Here is an 18,504-nt window from a genome sequence, read left to right on the forward strand (position 1 = left end):
AAGCAGCGGGCGGTCACGCCACGAGTTCTCCCACGCAATCGAGATAGCGGTCGGTGAACGCCGCGGCGGCGTCGGCGTCGAACGTCCCCCGATCGTAGCGGCCGGTGAGGTAGATCCGTCCGCTGACGGTGACGACCCCGATGCCGACCGCCACCGGCGGCGTGCTGGGCGGCGAGAACCAGAAGTTCCCCGGGTCCCCGTCGTCGAGCCGCGGCACCGGCTCGGGAACTCGCCCCAGGTTCGACAGCACCGCCGTGTCGAGGAAGCGTTTGCCGAGCCCGCGCAGCAGTTGCGGGAACTGCTCTTTGAGCGCGACGGGGGTGCCCGGCGGCACCAGTTTGAGCGCCTCGATGAAGAGCGTCGATCTGTCCCGGTCCTTGAGTCGCTGGGTCTGTTCGACGACCGTCTCGAGCGTCGCCGCCGGCTTCCGGCGATCCGAGGGCCGGGTCGCGATGCTGTCGAAGGCCGCGAACATGCCCACCACGTCGTAGAACCAGTCGCTCGGGCGCAGGTTCACCGGCATCATACAACTGATCTTCCGCGAGGACTCGCCGTGATCGCGGTTCCACCCATCGATACAGCGGTGCAGCGCCGCGAGGAGGACGTCGTTGACCGAGGCCTGCTCCGGCCGCCCGTTCAGTACCCGAGCCGTCAGCGCCTCGTCGAGTCGGCGGCGGTCGAACACCCAGCCATCGTCGCCGCCACGGTCGCCGCTGCCACCCGTGCCGCTCCCGTCGTCCCCGGCGATCCGGGTCGGCGGGTCGATCGCGTTCCCCAGGTAGGAGACGACGTCACCCACCAGTTCGAGGTCGTCGCTCGACGGCGTGACCGGTCCGTCGAAGATCGCGTCCCGGGCGGTCTCCGTGTCTACCGGATCGGGGTCGAGGGAGACGCCGCGGTAGGCCTCGCAGATCGACCGGACGAACCGTAGCGAGCCGATGCCGTCGGCGGCGACGTGGCTCGTGCAGACGAGCAGCGCGTCGCCGCCGTCGGCGCCGCCGCCCCGGATCACGAGCAGGCGAAACGGCAACTCCTCGGTGAGGTCGATCCGTTGCCGGTAAAAGGGGGAGACGTTCCCGATAGGACCGTCCATGACGGTGATCACGCCGTCCGGGAGCCTCCCGATTCCAGTCGGGATCTCCCAGACGAACCGGGTGTCCGTCCCGGAGTTGGGCCGCTGGCGGGCTCTCGCGAGCGGATGCGCGTTGCAGGCCGTCAGGGTGGCCTCCCGGAGTCTGTCGACGTCGATCCGGGTCGCGGTCTCGACCTCGGACTGGACGTTCCAGGAGCCGAGTTTGCGTTCGATGTGGTGGACGGCCTCCTCGAGCGGCGTGAACGGGACCCTCGTCGTCATCGCTCACCACTGACCATCGTTCGTTGGAGACTTGCGGTCCCGGTAGGAAAACCGTTCCCTCGAGAGCCGATCAGGCCACGGGTTCGACCAGGTCCTCCAGGGCCGCCTTCGGGTCGTCGGCCTTCGCGACGCCGCTCGCGAGCAGGACGCCCTCGGCGCCCAGTTCCCGGGCCGCCGCGAGGTCCTCGCCGGTCGAGATGCCGGCGCCACAGAGCACGTCCACGGAGTCGTCGACGGCGGCGGCCGCGTCGACGGCGTCGCGGACCACGTCCGGGTCGGCCTTGCTGACTGGGGTTCCGGTGCCGATGAGTTCCGGCGGTTCGACGGCGACCGCGTCCGGACCGAGGGCGGCGGCCGCGCCGATCTGGTCGGGGTTGTTGGCGCAGACGATGGTCTCGAAATCGGCGCGCTCGGCCGCCGACAGCCCGGCGTCGACGTCGGCGAGCGTGCGGCGACGTTCGGAGTGATTCAAGAGCGTGCCGACCGCGCCGGCGTCGGCGGCGGCCTCCGCGAGCGTCGACCCGGTGTGACTGCCGTGGTCGACGGGGCTGACGTGCTGGGCCCAGGTCTCGACGCCCGTGTCGGCGACGGCGTCGAGGTGTGCAGCCTGCGGTGCGATGGCGATGCGGACGCCCGTGGCCTCGCTGACGTCGCGGGCCGCCGTCGCGACGGCGACCGGGTCACAGGGATACGCCTTCAGGTTGACGAGAACGAACATAGCGGGGGACCGACCGCGGCGGGCTTAAAGGGTGGGAGTTCGGCGCGGTGAACCGGAGGTCCGTTTTAAGAGCCCCGGGGAACTAGGCACGCGTGATAGGCGTGTCTTCAGGGACCCACACGCGGGCGACGGTGCTCGTCGCGGAGGACGAGCGGCACCTCGCCGACCTCTACACGGACTACCTCTCGGATGACTACGACGTCGTGACGGCCTACGGCGGCGAGGAGGCCGTCGACGTCCTCCACGACCCGACGATCTCGGTCGACGTGGCCTTGCTGGACCGGCGGATGCCGGACCTCTCTGGCGACAAGGTGCTCGCGGACATCAACGAACAGGGGAACGACTGCCGGGTCGCGATGGTGACCGCGGTCAACCCCGGGTTCGACATCATCGACATGGGGTGTGACGACTACCTCGTCAAGCCCGTCTCGCGCGAGGACCTGCTCGAAGTGGTCGAGCGGCTGTTGAAGCTCTCGGAGTACAGCGAGAAACACCAGCAACTCACCTCGAAGAAACTGAAACGAAACGTGCTCGAAGTCGAGAAGAGCACCGCGGAACTGGAGCGCAGCGAGCGCTTCGAGCGGCTAACCGACGAGATCGACGGGCTCGAATCCGAGCTCTCGGAGATCGGTGCGGACCTATCCTTCGAGGACCTCCAGCGTCACATCTAGTCCTTCCGCTGTACGACGTCGCCGAGCGTGTACTCACCCTCGCTCGACCCGCCGTCCCACTCCTCGTCGTCCGCGCTGGCGCTCCCCTCCGTCAGGACGATGTCAAGTTCCTTTTCGAGTTTCTTCTGGACCGAGTCGGCTGGGAGCGTGTCACCGCGTTCGAGCTTGCGGATGAGGCTCGCCTTCTCGTTGAGCTGGTTCGCCAGTTCCTCCTGGCTCAGCCCCTCGCGCTCCCTGGCCTGCCGGATGCGCTGGTCGTAGTCCTGGGCCACCTCGTCCATCTGGTCGAACATGTCGCGCCGGCGGCCGCCACCGCCACCGGAGGACCCGCCCGACGAACTCGAACTCGACCCGCTGCCGGAGCCCGAACTCCCCGACCCGGAGGAGCTGCTCGTCGAGTACTTCGTCGACGAACTGGAGCTTTTCTCCGTGCGGACCTCGGTGCCGAAGTCGGAACAATCGTCACAGACGTCGAGCTCCGCGCCTTCGACTTTCACCGTGTTGGGCGAACCCGTCTCGGCGCCGCACATCTCACACTGGACCATGAGAAGGGGTTAGCCATGCCTGCGTATAAATCGTACGCCAGGCGACACGCGCCCGGTCCGGTCCGCCGTCCGACCCGTCAGGACAGCGCCTGGTAGGCGCCGACGAACCGCTGGATCGCGGTGAAGTGCCCGACGACGGCGAAGACGACCAGCAGCCAGCCCACGGGCGTGAGTCCGGCGAGGGGGTCGGTGACGAAGACCGCCACCAGACCGATCAGGCCGATCAGGACGAGGCGGTCGGCCCGACCGAGGAGCCCGCCGTAGACGCGGTCGAGTCCGACGGCCTGGCCCTGCGTCCCGAGGTACGAGGTCATCAGCACGCCCGTGATGGCCGCGAGCCCGAGGGGGTAGCGGTCGACCCCCGCCGCGAGGCCGACGATCATCAGGATGTCGGCGTAGCGATCGAGGACGTGATCCAGCAGGTCGCCGGCCCGGGAGTCCGTCCCGAGTCGCCGCGCGAGCGCGCCGTCGAGGAGGTCCAGCCACCCGTTACAGAACACGAACAGGGCACCGGCCAGGTACCAGAGCGGTTCCGCAGCGCCCGTCCCTCCCCCACCGCCGAGGTAGAAGGCACCACCGGCGGCCCCCGCCAGCAGGAAGGCGAACACGCTCACGGCGTCGGGCGTCACCCCGAAGCGGGCCGAGGCGTTCACGAACGGCGTCACGGCCCGATCGGCCAGGGGTCTGAATCGATCCAGCGTCATAGGTACTCGATGTACGAAACGTCGCCCGCGCTCGGTTCGCGCTCGCCGTCGATCGCCCGCTCGATCTCGCGGGCGACTTCCTCCGGCCTGCGGTCGGTCGCGTCGATCTCGTAGACCGACCCCTCGCCGTGGCGCTCGACGGCCTCGGCGAGGATCACGTCCAGCGCCTCGCTCTCCGCGTTCTCCTCGGCCTTCGCCCGCGGTTCGCCCCGTTCGATGAGCCGGGCTTCGAGTTCCTCGGGGTGACACCGGAGGACGACGACCCGGTCGACGTCCAGCCGGTGGGCCAGGTGCGAATCGAGCAGCAGGTCGTCGCGGTCGCCGAGCCAGTCGGCCACGGCGTCCATGTCGGCGACGACGCTGTCGCGCTCCTCGTCGTGGCCCGCCGAGAGGTCAGCCTCGCGGATCACCTCGTTGAGGTGGACGAGTTCGAGTTCGGTCTCGACGAGTTCGGTCGCCGTGGTCTTGCCCGTCCCGGGCGTGCCGGTGACCACCACTCTCACGCCGCGCTCACCTCGTTGAGCACGGCCGCGGCCCGCTCCATCTGCTCGGCCGTGCCGCAGGTGATCCGGACGCACTCGGGCAGGCCGAAACTGGAGCAGTCGCGGACGATGACGCCCTCGCGCTGGGCGGCCTCGGAGACCGCGGTTCCGTCGCCGACCTCGGCCAGCACGAAGTTGCCGTGGCTCTCCCAGGTCGGCGCGTCGAGTTCGTCGGCGAGGTACGCACGGGCGTCTTCGACCATTTTCACTGTTCGCTCCAGGTGTTCGTCGTCGTCCAGTGCCGCCAGCCCGGCGCGGCAGGTGAGCTCGCCCGTATCGAACGGCGTGTGGACGCGGGCGTAGGCGTCGGCCCACTCCACCGGGATCAGGCCGTAGCCGAGGCGCATCCCTGCCAGCCCGTAGGCCTTCGAGAACGTCCGGAGGACGGCCACGTCGTCGCGCTCGCGGACGAGCGACACCGCCGACGGGATCTTCGAGAACTCGGCGTAGGCCTCGTCGACGAGCACGAGGGTCTCCTCGTCGGTCCCCTCGGCGAGGGCTTCGACCTCGTCGATCGGCATCACCGACCCCGACGGGTTGTGGGGGCTGGTGACGTAGACGATCCGTTCGCCGTCGTAGTCGGAAAGCACCACGTCGGCGGTCTGGGCGAAGTCGTCGGCCTTCGAGAGCGCGTAGGTCCCGACCTCGCCGTGGTGGTTCCGGGCGCTCATGCCGTAGTAGGCGAAGCCGGGTTCGGGGACGAGCACGCGCTCGCCGGGGTGGAGGAGCGCGCGCGAGAGGCAGTCCAGCACGCCGTCGCCGCCGTTGGCGAGCCAGACCTGCTCGGCCGAGAGGTCCCAGTCGTCGGCCAGCCGCGCGGTCAGGTCCGTGTGGGAGGCCTTCGGGTACTGGTGGGCCCGGTCGGCGTACTCGCGGAGGGCGGCTGCGGCCTTCGGACTGGGACCCAGTACGTTCTCGTTCGAGGAGAGTTTCACCAGGTCGTCGGGATCCAGCCCCAGTTCCCGGGCGACTTCTTCGATCCCCCGGCCGGCCCGGTAGACGGCGTGGTCCGACAGGTCCCGTGGTTGCATACGCGAGGAAAGCGGACCGCGATTCTTAAGCCTGCTTGAATGACGCGAGCCTGCGCCGGAACTCACCAGTTTCAAGAGCCGTTGCCACCACCCCACACCTATGGCGTCTATCGACCTGACCATCGGGTACGTACTCCACATGCTGTTCGCCGGCCTGTGGACCGGCAGCGTCCTGTTCATGACCTACGGGGTCCTCCCGGTCGCCCGGGAGGGGAGCATCGACACCGACCCCTTCGCCGACATCACGAGTCGCCTGCTGACGCTCTCGCGGGCCTGTGCGCTCGCGCTCTTCCTCACCGGCGGCCACCTCGCCGGCCGGATCTACACCGTCGGCACGCTGACGGGGTCGACGCGGGGTTACCTCGTGCTCGCCATGATCGTCCTCTGGCTGGCGCTGGCCGCGCTCGTCGAGATCGGTACGAGCAAGATCAGTTCGGGCCTGGCCGAGCGGAAACTCCGCGAGCCCGCACAGAACGCCCGTCCCTTCTTCCTCGGCGCTTCCGTGGCCGCACTCGGCCTGCTCGTCGTCGCCGGCCTGCTCCTGGGCGGGGTCTGAGGACGAGCGCCTCTTCCGCTGCTTTCGAACCGCCGGTCAGCCGAACAGCCGCTCCCGGAGCGACCGGGGCCGCGGGCGTTCGGCCAGCAACACCGGCGTGTCGATCGACTCGAGCACGGACAGCGCCAGCGAACCGCGGACGACCCGGGTGAGCAGCCCCTCCTCGGTCGCGCCGATCACGACGAGCGAGCGGTCCGATGCCGCCGTCGCGATCGCCGACTCCACGTCGCCGGTCGCGACAGTGATGGACGCGTCGTCGAGTCCGTGCTCGCTCGCCCACTCGCCGATGAACTCGCGGCCCGTCGACTCGTCGTCGGCGACGTAGAGCACCGTCACCTCGGCGTCGACCGTGTCCCTGAGAGCGCGGGCCACGTCGGCCGAGAGGTCCGAGGAGTAGCCGCCGGCGGTCGGGAGGAGCACGTCCGTGGCGTCGAACTCGTCGCCGTCGAACACCAGCACGTCACAGGGGAGGTCGTGCGTGAGTTCGTCGAGGGTCCCCTCGGCCCGCCCGCCGGCGAACTGCGCGCCCCCGTAGCCCATGACGAGCGTGTCGACGTCGTGCTGACGGGCGGCGTCGAACACCTCCGCGACGCCCTGGTGGGAGAGGATCGTCCGCGTCTCGACGGGCACGCCGAAGGCTTCGGCATCGGCCCGCGAGTCGGCGAGCAGATCCCTGGAGGTCGAAAGCAGGTCCTCGTCGCGCTCGGCGGCCGCGAGCGAGGTCTGGTCGGGCACCTGGACGACGTGGGTGGCGAGGACCGACCCGTCCTGGGCGCTGGCCATCGCGCCAGCGAGCGTCGTGAGGGCGCGCTCGGTCCGCGGGTTCGAGAGCGCGACCATCACCGTCGGTCCCTCAGAATCGGTGTCGCCGTCGGGGGCGACGGTCTCGGCCGCGCCGACCACGGAATCCGGCATCGCGTCCCCGCGCGTCCGGACGTACTCGGAGAGCAGGCCCTCCTCTGGCGCGTGGTTCCGGGCGTACGCGAAGTACCATATCACTGCCCCGACGACGAACACCCCCGAGAGGGCGAGTTCGCGGCTCCCGACGAACGCGAGTAGCCCCAGCGACAGCCCCATCCCGAGGATCGGGGTGATCGGGTACAGTGGGACCGTGAAGTCGGGGTCGTACCCCGGCGCATCGGTCTCCCGGAAGACGATCAGCGCCGCGTTCATCAGCGCGTAGACGACCAGGTGGAGGACGCTCGCAGCCTTCGAGAGCGCCTCGACGTCCTGCCCGAGGGCGGCGATGAAGACGACGATCATCCCACCGGTGACGAGAATCGAGCGGTAGGGGGTCGCGAAGTTCGGGTGGATCTCGTTGAGCCAGTCGGTGACGATCCGGTCCCGCCCCATCGCGAAGTTGATCCGAGCCGATGCCAGGATGGACGCGTTGGCGCTGGAGGCGGTCGCCAGCAGTGCCCCCGCCGTAACGATCGTGACGGCGATCCCGGCGAATCCACCGGGGAACGCGATCTCCGTGGCCTGCGTCAGCGGTGCGCTCTCGCTCAGTTCCGGCCACGGCACGACGCCGAGCATGATGCTCACCAGGATGGCGTAGAGCACGGTCACGATGGCGACGCTCCCGATGACGGCGATGGGGAGGTTCCGGCCCGGATTCTTCAGCTCCTCGGCGACCGTCGCGATCTTGGCGTACCCGAGGAAGGAGACGAACACGAGCGCGGTTCCGGGCAGGATCGCCCCGTACCCCATCGGCGCGAGGCCGCCGTCGCCCACCAGAGTCGCGTAGTCGAAGGAGAGCCAGCCCTGGATCGCGAACAGGCCCAGCACCGCCATCAGTAGCGTCACGATGACGGTCTGGACGCCACCGGTCTCCTTCGCACCGACGTAGTTGACGAGAACGAACGCGGTACCGGCCAGCAGGGCGCCGATCTGGATGTCGGTCAGAATGAAGAAGTTGGGGATCGGTACCAGCGTCGTGAGGTACTGCCCGAACCCGATGCTGTAGAACGCCGAGGCGAAGGCCAGTCCCATCCAGTCGCCCATCCCGGCGATCGAACCGAACAGCGGTCCCAGCGCCCGGTTGACGTAGTAGTAGCCGCCGCCGGCTTTCGGCATCGCCGTCCCCAGCTCCGAGACGGAGAAGGCGTTGACCATGGCCACGACGCCGCCGACGACGAACGAGACGACGACGATCGGCCCCGCCGCTCGCGCGGCGACGCCGGGCAGGACGAAGATCCCGGCCCCGATCATCGTCCCGATCCCGATGGTCATCGCCGAGACGAGCCCGAGGTCCTTCGCGAGTTCCTCGTCGCTCATCGGTCGCCCCTCCGATCCAGCCGTCGACGCGAGTTCGTCACCATCGGATTAGCCCTCTCCTTCTGGCGGTTTCGGCAGCGCGAGGACCGGCAGATCCGGGTCCGTGACCAGTCGCGTGGCCGTGTCGCCAGTCAGAAGCCGGACGATCCGACTGCCGCCCCGGGGGCGGATCGCGACCGCGGTCGCCCCCGCGTCTCGTGCCTCCTCGAAGATGGTCTGGACGATGTCGGTCCCGAACGCGGTCCGGTCGTCGACAGCGACGGCGTTGCTCAGTCGGGTGTCGACGACCGCGAGGAACTCGGCGGCGTCCTCGCGGCGCTTCTCCAGCGGTGCCTTGTCGACCGACCCGCCGCCCTTCTCGATCACGTGGACGGCCGTGACCCGCTCGATATCGTCGAGGTACGGCTCGAGCGCCTCGCACGTCGCGACGGCGTCGGCCTCGCTCGCGACCGGCACGACGAGGTGTGCGAGTACGGACATCGGTCTAGGTCCCTCCGTAGTACGCGCGAATCCGGACGGTCATAGGCGACGGTTGGACCGATCGACGTATAACCATTCCGATCAAATTAAGGAATGAGTAATATATCGGGCCGCAATTACTGATAGCTGAACAAATTGCGTATTCTCGCGGCACGAGCAGCAGCGGTGTAAAGTACACCCCCGTTCTACGTCGGGCATGGACTACCGGCTCGACGACATCGACCGTCGGATACTCTTCGAACTGATGCGTGACGCCCGGAACACGTCGGCCCCGACCATCGCGGAGCAGGTGAACGTCTCGCCGGGGACGATCCGGAACCGGATCTCCCAGCTCGAAGCCAACGGGATCATCCGCGGGTACACGGTCGGCGTCGACTTCGAGCGGGCCGACGGCCACCTGACGAATCTCTACGTCTGTAACGCGCCGGTCTCGGAGCGGAAGTCGCTCGCGCGGGACGCCTGTGCCGTCCCCGGCGTCGTCAACGTCAGGGAGCTGATGACCGGTCGACGGAACCTTCACGTCCTCGCCGTCGGGGAAGACACCGAGGCGCTGCGCCGGATCACGCGCGCCCTCTCGGAACTCGGGATCGAGATCGAAGACGAGACGCTCGTCGAGGCCGAGACGGACAGCCCCTACGGGTCGTTCGGTCCCGACGAGGCGGTGCCGACGACCGAGGCGACGGACTTCATCAGTCTGGCCGGCGACGCAAACGTCGTCGACGTGACCGTGCAAGAGGGGGCACCCATCGTCGACCGAACGCTCGAAGCGGCGGTCCGGGAGGGCGTCCTCGACGACGATTCCCTCGTCATCGCGATCGAACGCGGCGACCGCGTGTTGACGCCCCACGGGACGACCGAAATCCGGCCCGACGACATCGTGACGGTCCTCTCCCGCAGCGGCGACACAGACGGTGTCCTCGAGGCGTTCGTCGACGGCGAAACCGTCGCGAACGAGGGGTGAGGAATCGTCACAGCCGCTCGTCGACGTGCTCGGCGCACTTCAGCGACAGCGCCGCGATCGTGAGGGTGGGGTTCAGCGCGCCCGGCGTGACGAAGACGCTACTAGAGGCGATCGAGAGGTTCGATACGTCGTGGGTCCGTAATCGGGGGTTCACCACGCTCTCGGCCGGATCGGCCCCCATCCGGGTCGTGCCCATGTGGTGGAAGGCCGGGCCGGTGTTCTCCGGGCCGACCGTCCAGCCCACGTCGACGCCGAGTTCGTCGAGGATCGCGTGCTGGATCTCGTTGGCACGCCGGATCGTCCGCCGGGTGCGGTCGTCGAGCGACCAGTGGATATCGGGCACGGGATTCCCGTGGTCGTCCGTCCGGGATGTGTCGAGCGTGACTCGGTTTTCCTTCCTGGGCAACTGCCCGACCAGCCCGCCCATCGCGATGTTGTGGCCGTAGGCGTCCTGGAGCGAGTCGAGCAGGTCGTCGCCGAACTCCGCGGCGCCCATCGCGAGTTCGACGGGCGAGGGGCCGGCGTAGTTGAGGAACTCCAGTTTGATCGGCCCGAGGTCGGCGTCGCTGCCGGGAATCGAGCCGCCGGTTCCCTCGGTGGCCTGCCCGGGGTCGTCGTAGAACTGGTGGCACTCGCTCGTGAGGAAGCCGACGTGGTTCTGGCGAGTCTCGGCGTCGAGCAGCCCGCCGGCACCGCAAAAGAGGTGTTCGGTGAAGTACCGACCCACGAGTCCCGAACTGTTTGCGAGTCCGTCGGGGTGATCTGCGGATTCAGAGAGCAGGAGGAGCCGCGGCGTCTCCACGCCGCCGCAGGCTACGACGAACTCGCGGGCGGCCTGGCGGTACTCCGATCCCCCTGGCGTTGCGTAGCGGGCGGTGGCGACCCGTCCCGACCGATCGGTCTCCAGGGCCTGAACCGGGGCGCGGTCGATGACGCGAGCGCCCTCGGCCTCGGCTTTCCGGACGTGGACGTCGGCGCTGTACTTCGCGCCGGAGGGACAGACCGGTTTGCAGGTACCGTAGCCGACGCAACTCCCCCGGCCGTCGTAGGTCTCGGAGTTGCGTGCGTTCGGGACCGAGTGCATCGAGACGCCCAGGCGCTCGCAGGCCTCGGCGAACAGCGAGTCGCTGTAGGAGGGCTCGAACGCGGGCATCGGGTAGGGTTCGTTCCGTGGCGGCGCGAAGGGGTTGTCCGACGCGCCCGCGACCCCCAGTTCCGCCTCGGCATCGGCGTAGTAGGGCCTGAGGTCGTCGTACCCGATGGGCCAGTCGGCGGCGACGCCGTCCCGCGTCCGGCGCTCGAAGTCGGCCTCGTGGTTTCGCATCACCATCCCCTGCCAGTGCAGCGTCGATCCACCGATGCCCTTCACGCGCGAGCTGTTGAGCGGATAGAACCGCTCGCCGCCCGAACTGTAGGCGTCCCGCTCGCCGCCCATGTCCCAGACCTCCGGGTCGGGGTGGGCCGGCCTGATCGCCCGCTCCATCCGTTCGATCCGCGAGTCGGGGTCGAAGCGCGGGCCGGCGTCGAGGATCACGACGTCGTGGCCCTCGCTGGCGAGGCGGTATGCGGCGAGCGCGCCCGCCGGGCCGGCGCCGATCACGCAGACGTCGGCCCGCGGTTCGGGCGTCCGCTCGGCGTTCGAGGGGTCCGATTCCGCACCGCTCATTTCGGCCCTCGCTGGTAACTGTCGGCGCCGCCGGGGTGGCCCTGCGGGTTCTCGATGCCGACCAGTTCGCCCCCGGTGGGGGAGGCGTACAGTGCGAACAGCAGGTCGTTGACGACGTAGTAGCGGACGCGCTCCGCGGGGCCGCCGTCCGGGTCTGGGTCGTTCTCGTCGACGTTCGCCCGGTGGAGGACGGTGAGTCGCCGGTCCGCATCCAGGTCGACGTACCGCGGCACGTCGTAGAACGCGTCTGCGAACCTGTCGAGTTCGGCGACAGCGCCCTCGACTCCCGCCCGGTGCTCAGGCCGGGCCTCCAGCCGTCCGGACAGGTAGGTCTCGACGAACTCGGGGACGTTCGAGACCGCGGCGGGGTAGATCACCTCCGCCACCGCCGTCGCCGTCTCGACTGTCTCCGCCGCCGGCGGCTCTCCCGTCGCCCCGTCGGCGTCGCGGCGGAGGACGGCCGCGCCGCTGGCGCCGACGACTCCGGCACCCGCGAGCGCAGCCAGGGCGTCCCGCCGCGTCAGCTCCATCTCGACGGAGATTAGGTTAGCCTAAACTTATGGGTTCTGATGTCGGACGCCGGACACCGGCGGCTCCGGATCGAGGATGGACGCAGCGGGAAAACGAGCGTGTGTCGTCGTCAGGGGACGCGGACGGTGTTCCGGAGGGTTCCGACGCCCTCGACCTCGACTTCGACGGTGTCGCCGTCGGAGAGCGGCCCGACGCCGGCGGGCGTCCCGGTCGAGATGACGTCGCCGGGTTCGAGGGTCATGTAGGTCGTGATCTCCTCGATCAGTTCCGGGATGGAGAAGATGAACTCGTCGCGCGAGGAGTGCTGTCTGACCTCGCCGTTGACCCGGCACTCGACGGTGGCGTCCTCGGGGACGTGTTCGGGAGTGGCGACCAGCGGGCCGATCGGCGCGGCGTCGTCGAAGGCCTTCCCGCGGACCCAGTTCTGTTCGACCTCCTGATCGTCCCGGTTCGAGAGGTCGTTGAGGCAGGTGTAGCCGGAGACGTAGTCCAGGGCCTCGTTCGCCGAGACGCCCTTGCAGCGCTCGCCGATGACGACGGCGAGTTCGGCCTCGAAGTCGACGCGCTCCTTGTTCGCCGGGACCGTCACCTCCTTGTTGTGGCTGGTGACCGTGTTTGGCGGCTTCAGAAAGAGTAGCGGTCGATCCGGGATCTCCGAGTCCCGTTCGGCGGCGTGATCGGCGTAGTTGAGACCGACGCAGACGATCTTCGTGGGTTCGCAGGGCGGCAGGATCTCGACGTCGTCCGGAGCGAACGTCTCGTCGCCGAAGGAGATGCGCCCGTACGGACCGGCCGCGGCCGTCACCAGTTCTTCCCCGTTCTCGACGGTCCAGCGGCCGCCACGTACGTTACCCGCGGAGTCCCGGAAGCGCACGCGTTTCATGTCCCGCGAATCGTAACGCCGCCTGATAAGCGTTTACAAGCGGCCATCGCTTGCGCGTTCGCGCCGTCTCCCTGTCCGGCGGACGACCGAACGAGTCGGTCGCATCTGCGGGCTTCTGTAGCATTAAGTGTGCTACGCCCGAACCGACGAGGTGCAATGGAACTCACCTGGCTCGGACACGCGACCTGGCACGTATCGGTCGGAGACACGGACCTCCTGATCGACCCGTTCTTCGACAACCCGAAGACCGACGCCGACCCGGACGACTACGATCCCGACGTCGTCCTGGTGACCCACGGCCACGACGACCACGTCGCCGACGTCGGTGCGTTCCCCGACGCGACCGTCGCCGGCACGCCCGAGGTCGTCGGCCACCTCGCCGAGGAACACGGTCTCGGTGAGGACGCCGTCACCGGGTTCAACCTCGGCGGCACGGTCGAGTTCGGCGACGCCTACGTGACGATGCACCGCGCCGACCACACGAACGGGCTCGAAGGCGGGTTCAACGCCCCCAGCGGCGGCTCCTGTGCTGGCTACGTGATCAGCGACACGAAACCCACGCAGATCGAAGACGCCGACTCGTCGACCTTCTACCACGCCGGCGACACCGGCCTCATGACCGAGATGCGCGACGTGATCGGCCCGTACCTCGAACCCGACGCGGCCGCCCTGCCCGTGGGCGATCACTTCACGATGGGCCCGATGCAGGCAGCGATCGCCGTCGACTGGCTCGACGTCGACCACGCCTTCCCGATGCACTACGACACGTTCCCGCCGATCGAGATCGACACCCAGGAGTTCGTCAACGAGGTCGCGGGCACCGGCAGCGACGCCGAGGTCCACGTCCTCGACGGCGACGAGTCGGTCACCCTGGAAGACCTCTGAGTTTCGCCGTCGCGTTTTCTCGCGGGTCCCGTGGTCGCCCGGTGGTGTGTCACCGACGGGCACTGGTATAAACGCCCGTCCATAGCCGGCGATACTATCAGTGGGGATGGGCGGGTTGACTGACGTGCTACTTCGGTCGGGGGGTGGGACCAGCGACCGGGGGGCACCGTGTGACGACCCGCGGCCGTCGGACGACGCACCATGGGTGGGGACCCAGTTGCCACGTGGGGGTGGCACCGCTTCGCCTCGTCCGCCGCGGATCACGTTTCTCGACGCCGACCGACCTTCCAGCGGCCGCGCCGTGACAACGCTCAAGCCCCCCGCGGACCACCACCCGGACATGGAACACTGGACCGACAGGATCGTCGGTGACCGGATGGCCGTCGACGAGGCGTTCGTCGACCGCGTCGCCGACTCTCAGTTCTCGCGCCAGCAGTGGGGTCTCGTCATGACCGCCGTCAGGTTCGACATCGAATCCCCGGCAGACGAAGAGGAAGCGCGCCTGGTCTCGGACACGAGCGACCTCCCCTCGATCATCTCCGAACTCGACTCGATCGAAGCGCAGATGGCGGGGCCGGGCGCCCCGGGCGGTCGGGGCGACGGCGGCGGGAGCGGCGTGGTCGACGGGATCAAACGCGCGCTGGGCATGGGCTCAGAGGAGGACGACGAGGACACCGACGAGGAGCGCCTCGCGGCCGCCGAGGAACTGACCCAGGCGTACGCCGACGAACTCCAGACGCATCTGGAGGAGTCTGGCAAGTGGGACGCCGTCCGGGCCGCGGCGGCCGAGGCCGATCAGTAGTCCTCGTCGCTCCCGCGGAACAGCGTCAGCTCCTCGGCCTGGTAGATGTTGATGAGTTCGTTGATGAGCTCGTCGTAGCTCTCGTCTTCGACGCGGAGCCCGTCCAGCCGCTCGATCGTCTCCTCGTCGAGATCCAGGTTCGGCATACACGTAGACCGACTCCGCCCAGTCAGTTAAGTTCCACGTCCAGCCCCGCGTCCGTACCCCCCGCTACCCGCTCGGGACGGCCGTTGCGTACCCGACGCGTGACTGTTCGATCACACGTCGTCGTCAGGTAATTACCGGATGGCACCCGCGTCGGTGCCTGTCGCTCGATCGATGGCTATCGAATCAGGCAAGGATTTCCCCGCCCCTCCGCGAGGTGACCGCGAGCGCCGAGCGCAATCGCATGAGCGAACGAGACACACTGGTCCTGGTCGGATCGTCGGAGTGGCTCCCCTCGCCGGAGGCCGACGAGGAGTCGCCACTCTCGATCCGGCGGGTGACCGACGAACGGGCGGCCATCGAAGCCGTCAGCGACGACGTCGCCGGAGTGCTGATCGCGGATCCGACCGACGCCGCGAGGCGGGCGACGATCGACCGCCTCGCTGCCGCCGCCGGCGACGCGCCCGTCCTCGCCCTCGTCGAAGACCGACAGGCGACGGACGACGCCCTGCTCGACGCGGGCGCCACGGGCATCGTCACCCCCGAGAGCGTCCCCCGGCTGCTGGGACACGAGGGGCCGGAACTACTGGACGAGCAGGCCACACGGGAGGCGGCGGCCGCCGAAGCGGCAGCGGTCGACGGGACGTCGTCCGGGAGGGCGGACGACGCCCCGACGCGGGAGGCTGCTACCGGGGCGATCGACGGGGACGGCGTCATGCTCGATCGTGACCCGCAGACGAAGGCGGCGACGCTGGAGCGATACGACACGATCGTCAACACCGTCGAGGACGCGATCTACCTGATGGACGCCGACGGTCGGTTCGTCGCCGTCAACGACGCCAGCGAGGACCTCACGGGCTATCCCCGGTCGTACCTGGAAGGGCGACACGTCTCGACCGTACTCCCCGAAGCCGACGTCGAGGAAGGGCGGAAGATGATCCGCGAACTGCTGGACGACGACGGCGAGGGGGTGAGCAGCCTCGAACAGACGGTCGTGACGGCCGACGGAACCGAGATCCCCTGCGAAAACCGCCTCGCGATACTGACACAGGACGGCGGGTTCGAGGGTTCGGTCGGCGTCGTCCGCGACGTGCGCGACCAGCGCGAGCGCGAACGACGGCTCCGCGAGCAACGCGCCCTCGTCGAGGGGATCTTCGAGGCCGTACCGGACGTGCTCTACGCGTTCGACGAGGCGGGCGAGTTCATCCGGTGGAACGACCGCGTCCCGGAACTGACGGGCTACTCCGACGCGGAGATCGGACGGATGAACCCGCTGGATTTCCTCGCCCCGGAGGACCGCGATCGGGTCCGCGAGGCCCTCGGTGAGGTGATCGCGAATCGGCGGATCGAACACCTCGAGGCCACACTGGAGACCAGCGACGGCGGGCGGATCCCCCACGAGTTCAGCGGCGGGCCGATCGTCGGCGAGGACGGCGACGTGTTCGGCGTCGCCGGAATGGGACGGAACGTCTCCGAGCGGGTGGCTCGCGAGGCCGAGATCGAACGCCAGCGCGACGAACTGGACGAACTGAACCGGATCAACGACGTCATCCGCGAGATCGACCAGTCGCTGATCCGGGCCACGAGTCGACGGGAGGCCGAACGCGTCGTCTGCGACCGCCTGGCCGAAGCCGACACCTACCGGTTCGCGACGGTCAGTCAGTACGACCCGGCGACCGACTCGCTGCGTCCCAGGAGCGGCGCTAGCGACGGGGACGGCCTCGAGACGATCTCGACCGTCGGCGCCAGCGAGCACGAACCGGCGCGCGAGGCGCTCCGGACCGGCTCGGTGCAGGTCGTGGCGAACCTCAGGGCCGGCGACAGCCTCAGCGCCTGGGAAACGGCGGCCTTCAGGTGCGGCGTCCGGTCCTTGGCGGTGATTCCAGTCGTCTTCGAGGACACCACCTACTGCCTCCTGACCGTCTTCGCGGACCGACCCGACGCCTTCGACGAGCGCGAGGAGGCCGTGCTCGGCGAACTCGGAGAGACCCTCGGGTACGCGCTGGCCTCGATCGAGCGCGAGGAGCGCGAGCAGTTGCTCACCACGCTCCAGGGGTCGACCGAACAGCTGATCGGCGCGGACTCGAAGGTCGAGGTGTGTGAGCGCGTCGTCGGCGCCGTCTCGGACGTCCTCGAGACCGCGAGCGTCGGCGTCTTCCGGTTCGACGCCGAGGCGGGCGAACTGGTCCGGGCCGGGGCGACCGACGGCTTCACCGACCTGTTCCCCGCCGACCGACTCCCGGATCCGGAAACCGTCGATCCGGTGGTCTGGACCGCGTTCCTCGACGACGAGACGGTCGTCTTCGACGGGACCGAACCCACGCCGCTCGCGCGCAACGGCATCCGGAGCGGGATGGTCGTCCCCCTCGGCGACCACGCACTGCTGGTCGCCATCTCGACCGAAGCGACCGGCTTCGACGGGGAACTCCGGCGGGTCCTCGAACTGTTCGCGACCTCCGCGGAGGCGGCCCTCGACCGGGTCGAGGGCGAGGCCGACCTCCGGGCCCGCGACGCGGAACTGGAGTCCCAGAACCGCCAGCTACGACGGCAGGTCAAGATCAACGAGGTGATCCGCGGGGTCGACGAGGCGCTCGTCGACGGCACGACCCGCACCGAGATCGAGCGGGCGGTCTGTGAACAGCTCGTCTCCGAGGGGGCCTACCGGTTCGCCTGGATCGGACAGTACGACGCCGCGACCGAGGCGGTCGTGTCACGGACGTGGGCCGGCGAGGGCGTGGAGTACCTCGACGCGATCGGGGCGGACTCGATCGAACCGAGTCACCGGACGCTCGGGAACGGTGAGCCCGTCGTCGTCCCCAGGGTGTCGACGGACCTCCACGACGAGTCCTGGCGCCAGGCGGCGCTGCTCCGCGGATTCCGATCGGTCGTCTCCGTCCCCCTCGTGTACGAGAACTACACCTACGGCGTCCTCTCGGTGTACGCAGACGAGAGCGAGGCCTTCGGCGAGACGGAGCGTCCGGTCTTCGCGGAACTGGGCGATACGATCGGGAACGCCATCAACGGCATCGAGACCAAGCAGTCGCTGCTGGGCGACGAGGTCCTCCGGCTGAAGCTCCGCCTGGACGACGAGACCAGCCCGCTCGTGGCGCTGGCCCGGTCGCTCGACTGCACGATCAGCCTCGAGGGAGTCAACACCTGGACCGCCGAGGGACTCCACGCCTTCGTCGAGACCGCTGACGTCGCGCCCGAACGCGTGGATGCGGCGCTCGACGACGCCGTCGCGGTGGCCGGCTACCGCCACGTCACGGATCGGGCCGCCGGCGTCTACGAGATCGAGTTCGCCGACCAGACCGTCCTGAACACGCTGCTGGAACACGGTGGCCAGCCGCGCGACCTCACCGTCGACGCCGACGGCATGGTACTCGTCGTCGACGTCTCCCACGAGATCCAGGTCCGGGAGCTGATCGAGGCGATCCGCGGAACGTACCCGACGGTGGAACTCGTCGCGCGCAAGGACGTGACCCGCGAGCTACAGAGCGCCGAACAGCTTCGCGGCGACGTGCTCGGCGACCTGACGGACCGCCAGCGGGAAGTGCTGACGACCGCCCACCTGAGCGGGTACTTCGAGCGGCCGCGCGAGAGCACCGGCCAGGACATCGCGGACTCGCTCGACATCTCGCAGCCGGCGGTGAACCGCCACCTCCGGGTGGCACAGCGGACCGTCTTCGACTGGTTGCTCTCCGGGACGGTCCTCGACGACGGCGCCAGCGACTCGTGAGCCAGAGGGGTTATA

At 69.0% G+C, this 18,504-nt stretch carries 18 protein-coding genes; 6 read left to right on the plus strand and 12 right to left on the minus strand.

Annotated features, from left to right (window positions below; all coding sequences use genetic code 11):
- Positions 1-13 precede the first annotated feature (13 nt).
- Positions 14-1,354, minus strand: a complete 1,341-nt coding sequence (locus U5918_RS01400; RefSeq protein ID WP_335998915.1) for a hypothetical protein — start codon at positions 1,352-1,354, stop codon at positions 14-16.
- Positions 1,355-1,424: 70 nt separating this feature from the next.
- Positions 1,425-2,072: a triose-phosphate isomerase gene (tpiA, locus tag U5918_RS01405; RefSeq protein ID WP_335998917.1), complete on the minus strand. Its 648-nt coding sequence runs from the start codon at positions 2,070-2,072 to the stop codon at positions 1,425-1,427.
- 101 nt (positions 2,073-2,173) lie between these two features.
- Here tpiA and U5918_RS01410 point away from each other — a divergent pair, with 101 nt between their 5' ends.
- Positions 2,174-2,743: a response regulator transcription factor gene (locus U5918_RS01410; protein WP_335998918.1), complete on the plus strand. Its 570-nt coding sequence runs from the start codon at positions 2,174-2,176 to the stop codon at positions 2,741-2,743.
- On the opposite strand, the gene U5918_RS01415 is transcribed toward U5918_RS01410, so the two are convergent.
- The 4 genes from U5918_RS01415 to hisC all read right to left on the minus strand — a co-directional run bounded on the left by U5918_RS01415 (position 2,740) and on the right by hisC (position 5,565).
- The gene (locus U5918_RS01415; RefSeq protein ID WP_335998920.1) at positions 2,740-3,288 is read right to left on the minus strand and encodes a multiprotein bridging factor aMBF1; all 549 of its coding nucleotides are present in this window, start codon (positions 3,286-3,288) and stop codon (positions 2,740-2,742) included. The genes U5918_RS01410 and U5918_RS01415 overlap by 4 nt on opposite strands.
- Positions 3,289-3,365: 77 nt before the next feature.
- Positions 3,366-3,992: a CDP-alcohol phosphatidyltransferase family protein gene (locus U5918_RS01420; protein ID WP_335998921.1), complete on the minus strand. Its 627-nt coding sequence runs from the start codon at positions 3,990-3,992 to the stop codon at positions 3,366-3,368.
- Positions 3,989-4,495 (minus strand): adenylate kinase family protein, encoded by a 507-nt coding sequence (locus U5918_RS01425; protein ID WP_335998923.1) that lies wholly within the window; start codon positions 4,493-4,495, stop codon positions 3,989-3,991. The genes U5918_RS01420 and U5918_RS01425 overlap by 4 nt, the downstream gene beginning before the upstream one ends.
- Positions 4,492-5,565, minus strand: a complete 1,074-nt coding sequence (gene hisC / locus U5918_RS01430; protein ID WP_335998925.1) for a histidinol-phosphate transaminase — start codon at positions 5,563-5,565, stop codon at positions 4,492-4,494. Before hisC ends, U5918_RS01425 begins: the two co-directional genes overlap by 4 nt.
- 100 nt (positions 5,566-5,665) lie before the next feature.
- Here hisC and U5918_RS01435 point away from each other — a divergent pair, with 100 nt between their 5' ends.
- Positions 5,666-6,121, plus strand: coding sequence for a transporter (locus U5918_RS01435; RefSeq protein ID WP_335998927.1), 456 nt, complete (start codon positions 5,666-5,668; stop codon positions 6,119-6,121).
- A gap of 36 nt (positions 6,122-6,157) precedes the next feature.
- Here U5918_RS01435 and U5918_RS01440 read toward each other — a convergent pair whose 3' ends face one another.
- Both U5918_RS01440 and U5918_RS01445 read right to left on the minus strand, forming a co-directional pair.
- Positions 6,158-8,398 (minus strand): amino acid permease, encoded by a 2,241-nt coding sequence (locus tag U5918_RS01440; RefSeq protein WP_335998929.1) that lies wholly within the window; start codon positions 8,396-8,398, stop codon positions 6,158-6,160.
- 48 nt (positions 8,399-8,446) lie between these two features.
- The gene (locus U5918_RS01445; RefSeq protein ID WP_335998930.1) at positions 8,447-8,878 is read right to left on the minus strand and encodes a universal stress protein; all 432 of its coding nucleotides are present in this window, start codon (positions 8,876-8,878) and stop codon (positions 8,447-8,449) included.
- Between the two features lie 196 nt (positions 8,879-9,074).
- Between U5918_RS01445 and U5918_RS01450 the strand changes: the two genes are divergently transcribed.
- Complete coding sequence (locus tag U5918_RS01450) at positions 9,075-9,839, plus strand: Lrp/AsnC family transcriptional regulator (protein WP_335998932.1); 765 nt, start codon at positions 9,075-9,077, stop codon at positions 9,837-9,839.
- Between the two features lie 7 nt (positions 9,840-9,846).
- Here the strand turns inward: U5918_RS01450 and U5918_RS01455 are convergent, their stop codons facing one another.
- The 3 genes from U5918_RS01455 to U5918_RS01465 all read right to left on the minus strand — a co-directional run bounded on the left by U5918_RS01455 (position 9,847) and on the right by U5918_RS01465 (position 12,919).
- A complete protein-coding gene (locus U5918_RS01455; RefSeq protein ID WP_335998934.1) occupies positions 9,847-11,505 on the minus strand; it encodes a GMC family oxidoreductase in 1,659 nt (552 codons plus the stop codon).
- The gene (locus U5918_RS01460; protein ID WP_335998935.1) at positions 11,502-12,035 is read right to left on the minus strand and encodes a gluconate 2-dehydrogenase subunit 3 family protein; all 534 of its coding nucleotides are present in this window, start codon (positions 12,033-12,035) and stop codon (positions 11,502-11,504) included. Before U5918_RS01460 ends, U5918_RS01455 begins: the two co-directional genes overlap by 4 nt.
- A gap of 110 nt (positions 12,036-12,145) precedes the next feature.
- Positions 12,146-12,919: a fumarylacetoacetate hydrolase family protein gene (locus U5918_RS01465; protein ID WP_335998936.1), complete on the minus strand. Its 774-nt coding sequence runs from the start codon at positions 12,917-12,919 to the stop codon at positions 12,146-12,148.
- Between the two features lie 156 nt (positions 12,920-13,075).
- Between U5918_RS01465 and U5918_RS01470 the strand changes: the two genes are divergently transcribed.
- Entirely contained in the window at positions 13,076-13,804 is a 729-nt protein-coding gene (locus tag U5918_RS01470) for a metal-dependent hydrolase (RefSeq protein WP_335998937.1), read from the plus strand.
- 340 nt (positions 13,805-14,144) lie between these two features.
- Positions 14,145-14,606, plus strand: a complete 462-nt coding sequence (locus tag U5918_RS01475; protein ID WP_335998939.1) for a DUF5799 family protein — start codon at positions 14,145-14,147, stop codon at positions 14,604-14,606.
- On the opposite strand, the gene U5918_RS01480 is transcribed toward U5918_RS01475, so the two are convergent.
- Positions 14,600-14,752, minus strand: a complete 153-nt coding sequence (locus U5918_RS01480) for a DUF7557 family protein (RefSeq protein ID WP_335998940.1) — start codon at positions 14,750-14,752, stop codon at positions 14,600-14,602. The genes U5918_RS01475 and U5918_RS01480 overlap by 7 nt on opposite strands.
- 242 nt (positions 14,753-14,994) lie before the next feature.
- On the opposite strand from U5918_RS01480, the gene U5918_RS01485 reads away from it, so the two are divergent.
- Positions 14,995-18,489, plus strand: a complete 3,495-nt coding sequence (locus U5918_RS01485) for a PAS domain S-box protein (RefSeq protein WP_335998941.1) — start codon at positions 14,995-14,997, stop codon at positions 18,487-18,489.
- Positions 18,490-18,504: the final 15 nt, after the last annotated feature.

Origin of the sequence: Halorientalis sp. LT38 (assembly GCF_037031225.1) — an archaeon.
GTDB lineage: Archaea > Halobacteriota > Halobacteria > Halobacteriales > Haloarculaceae > Halorientalis > Halorientalis halophila.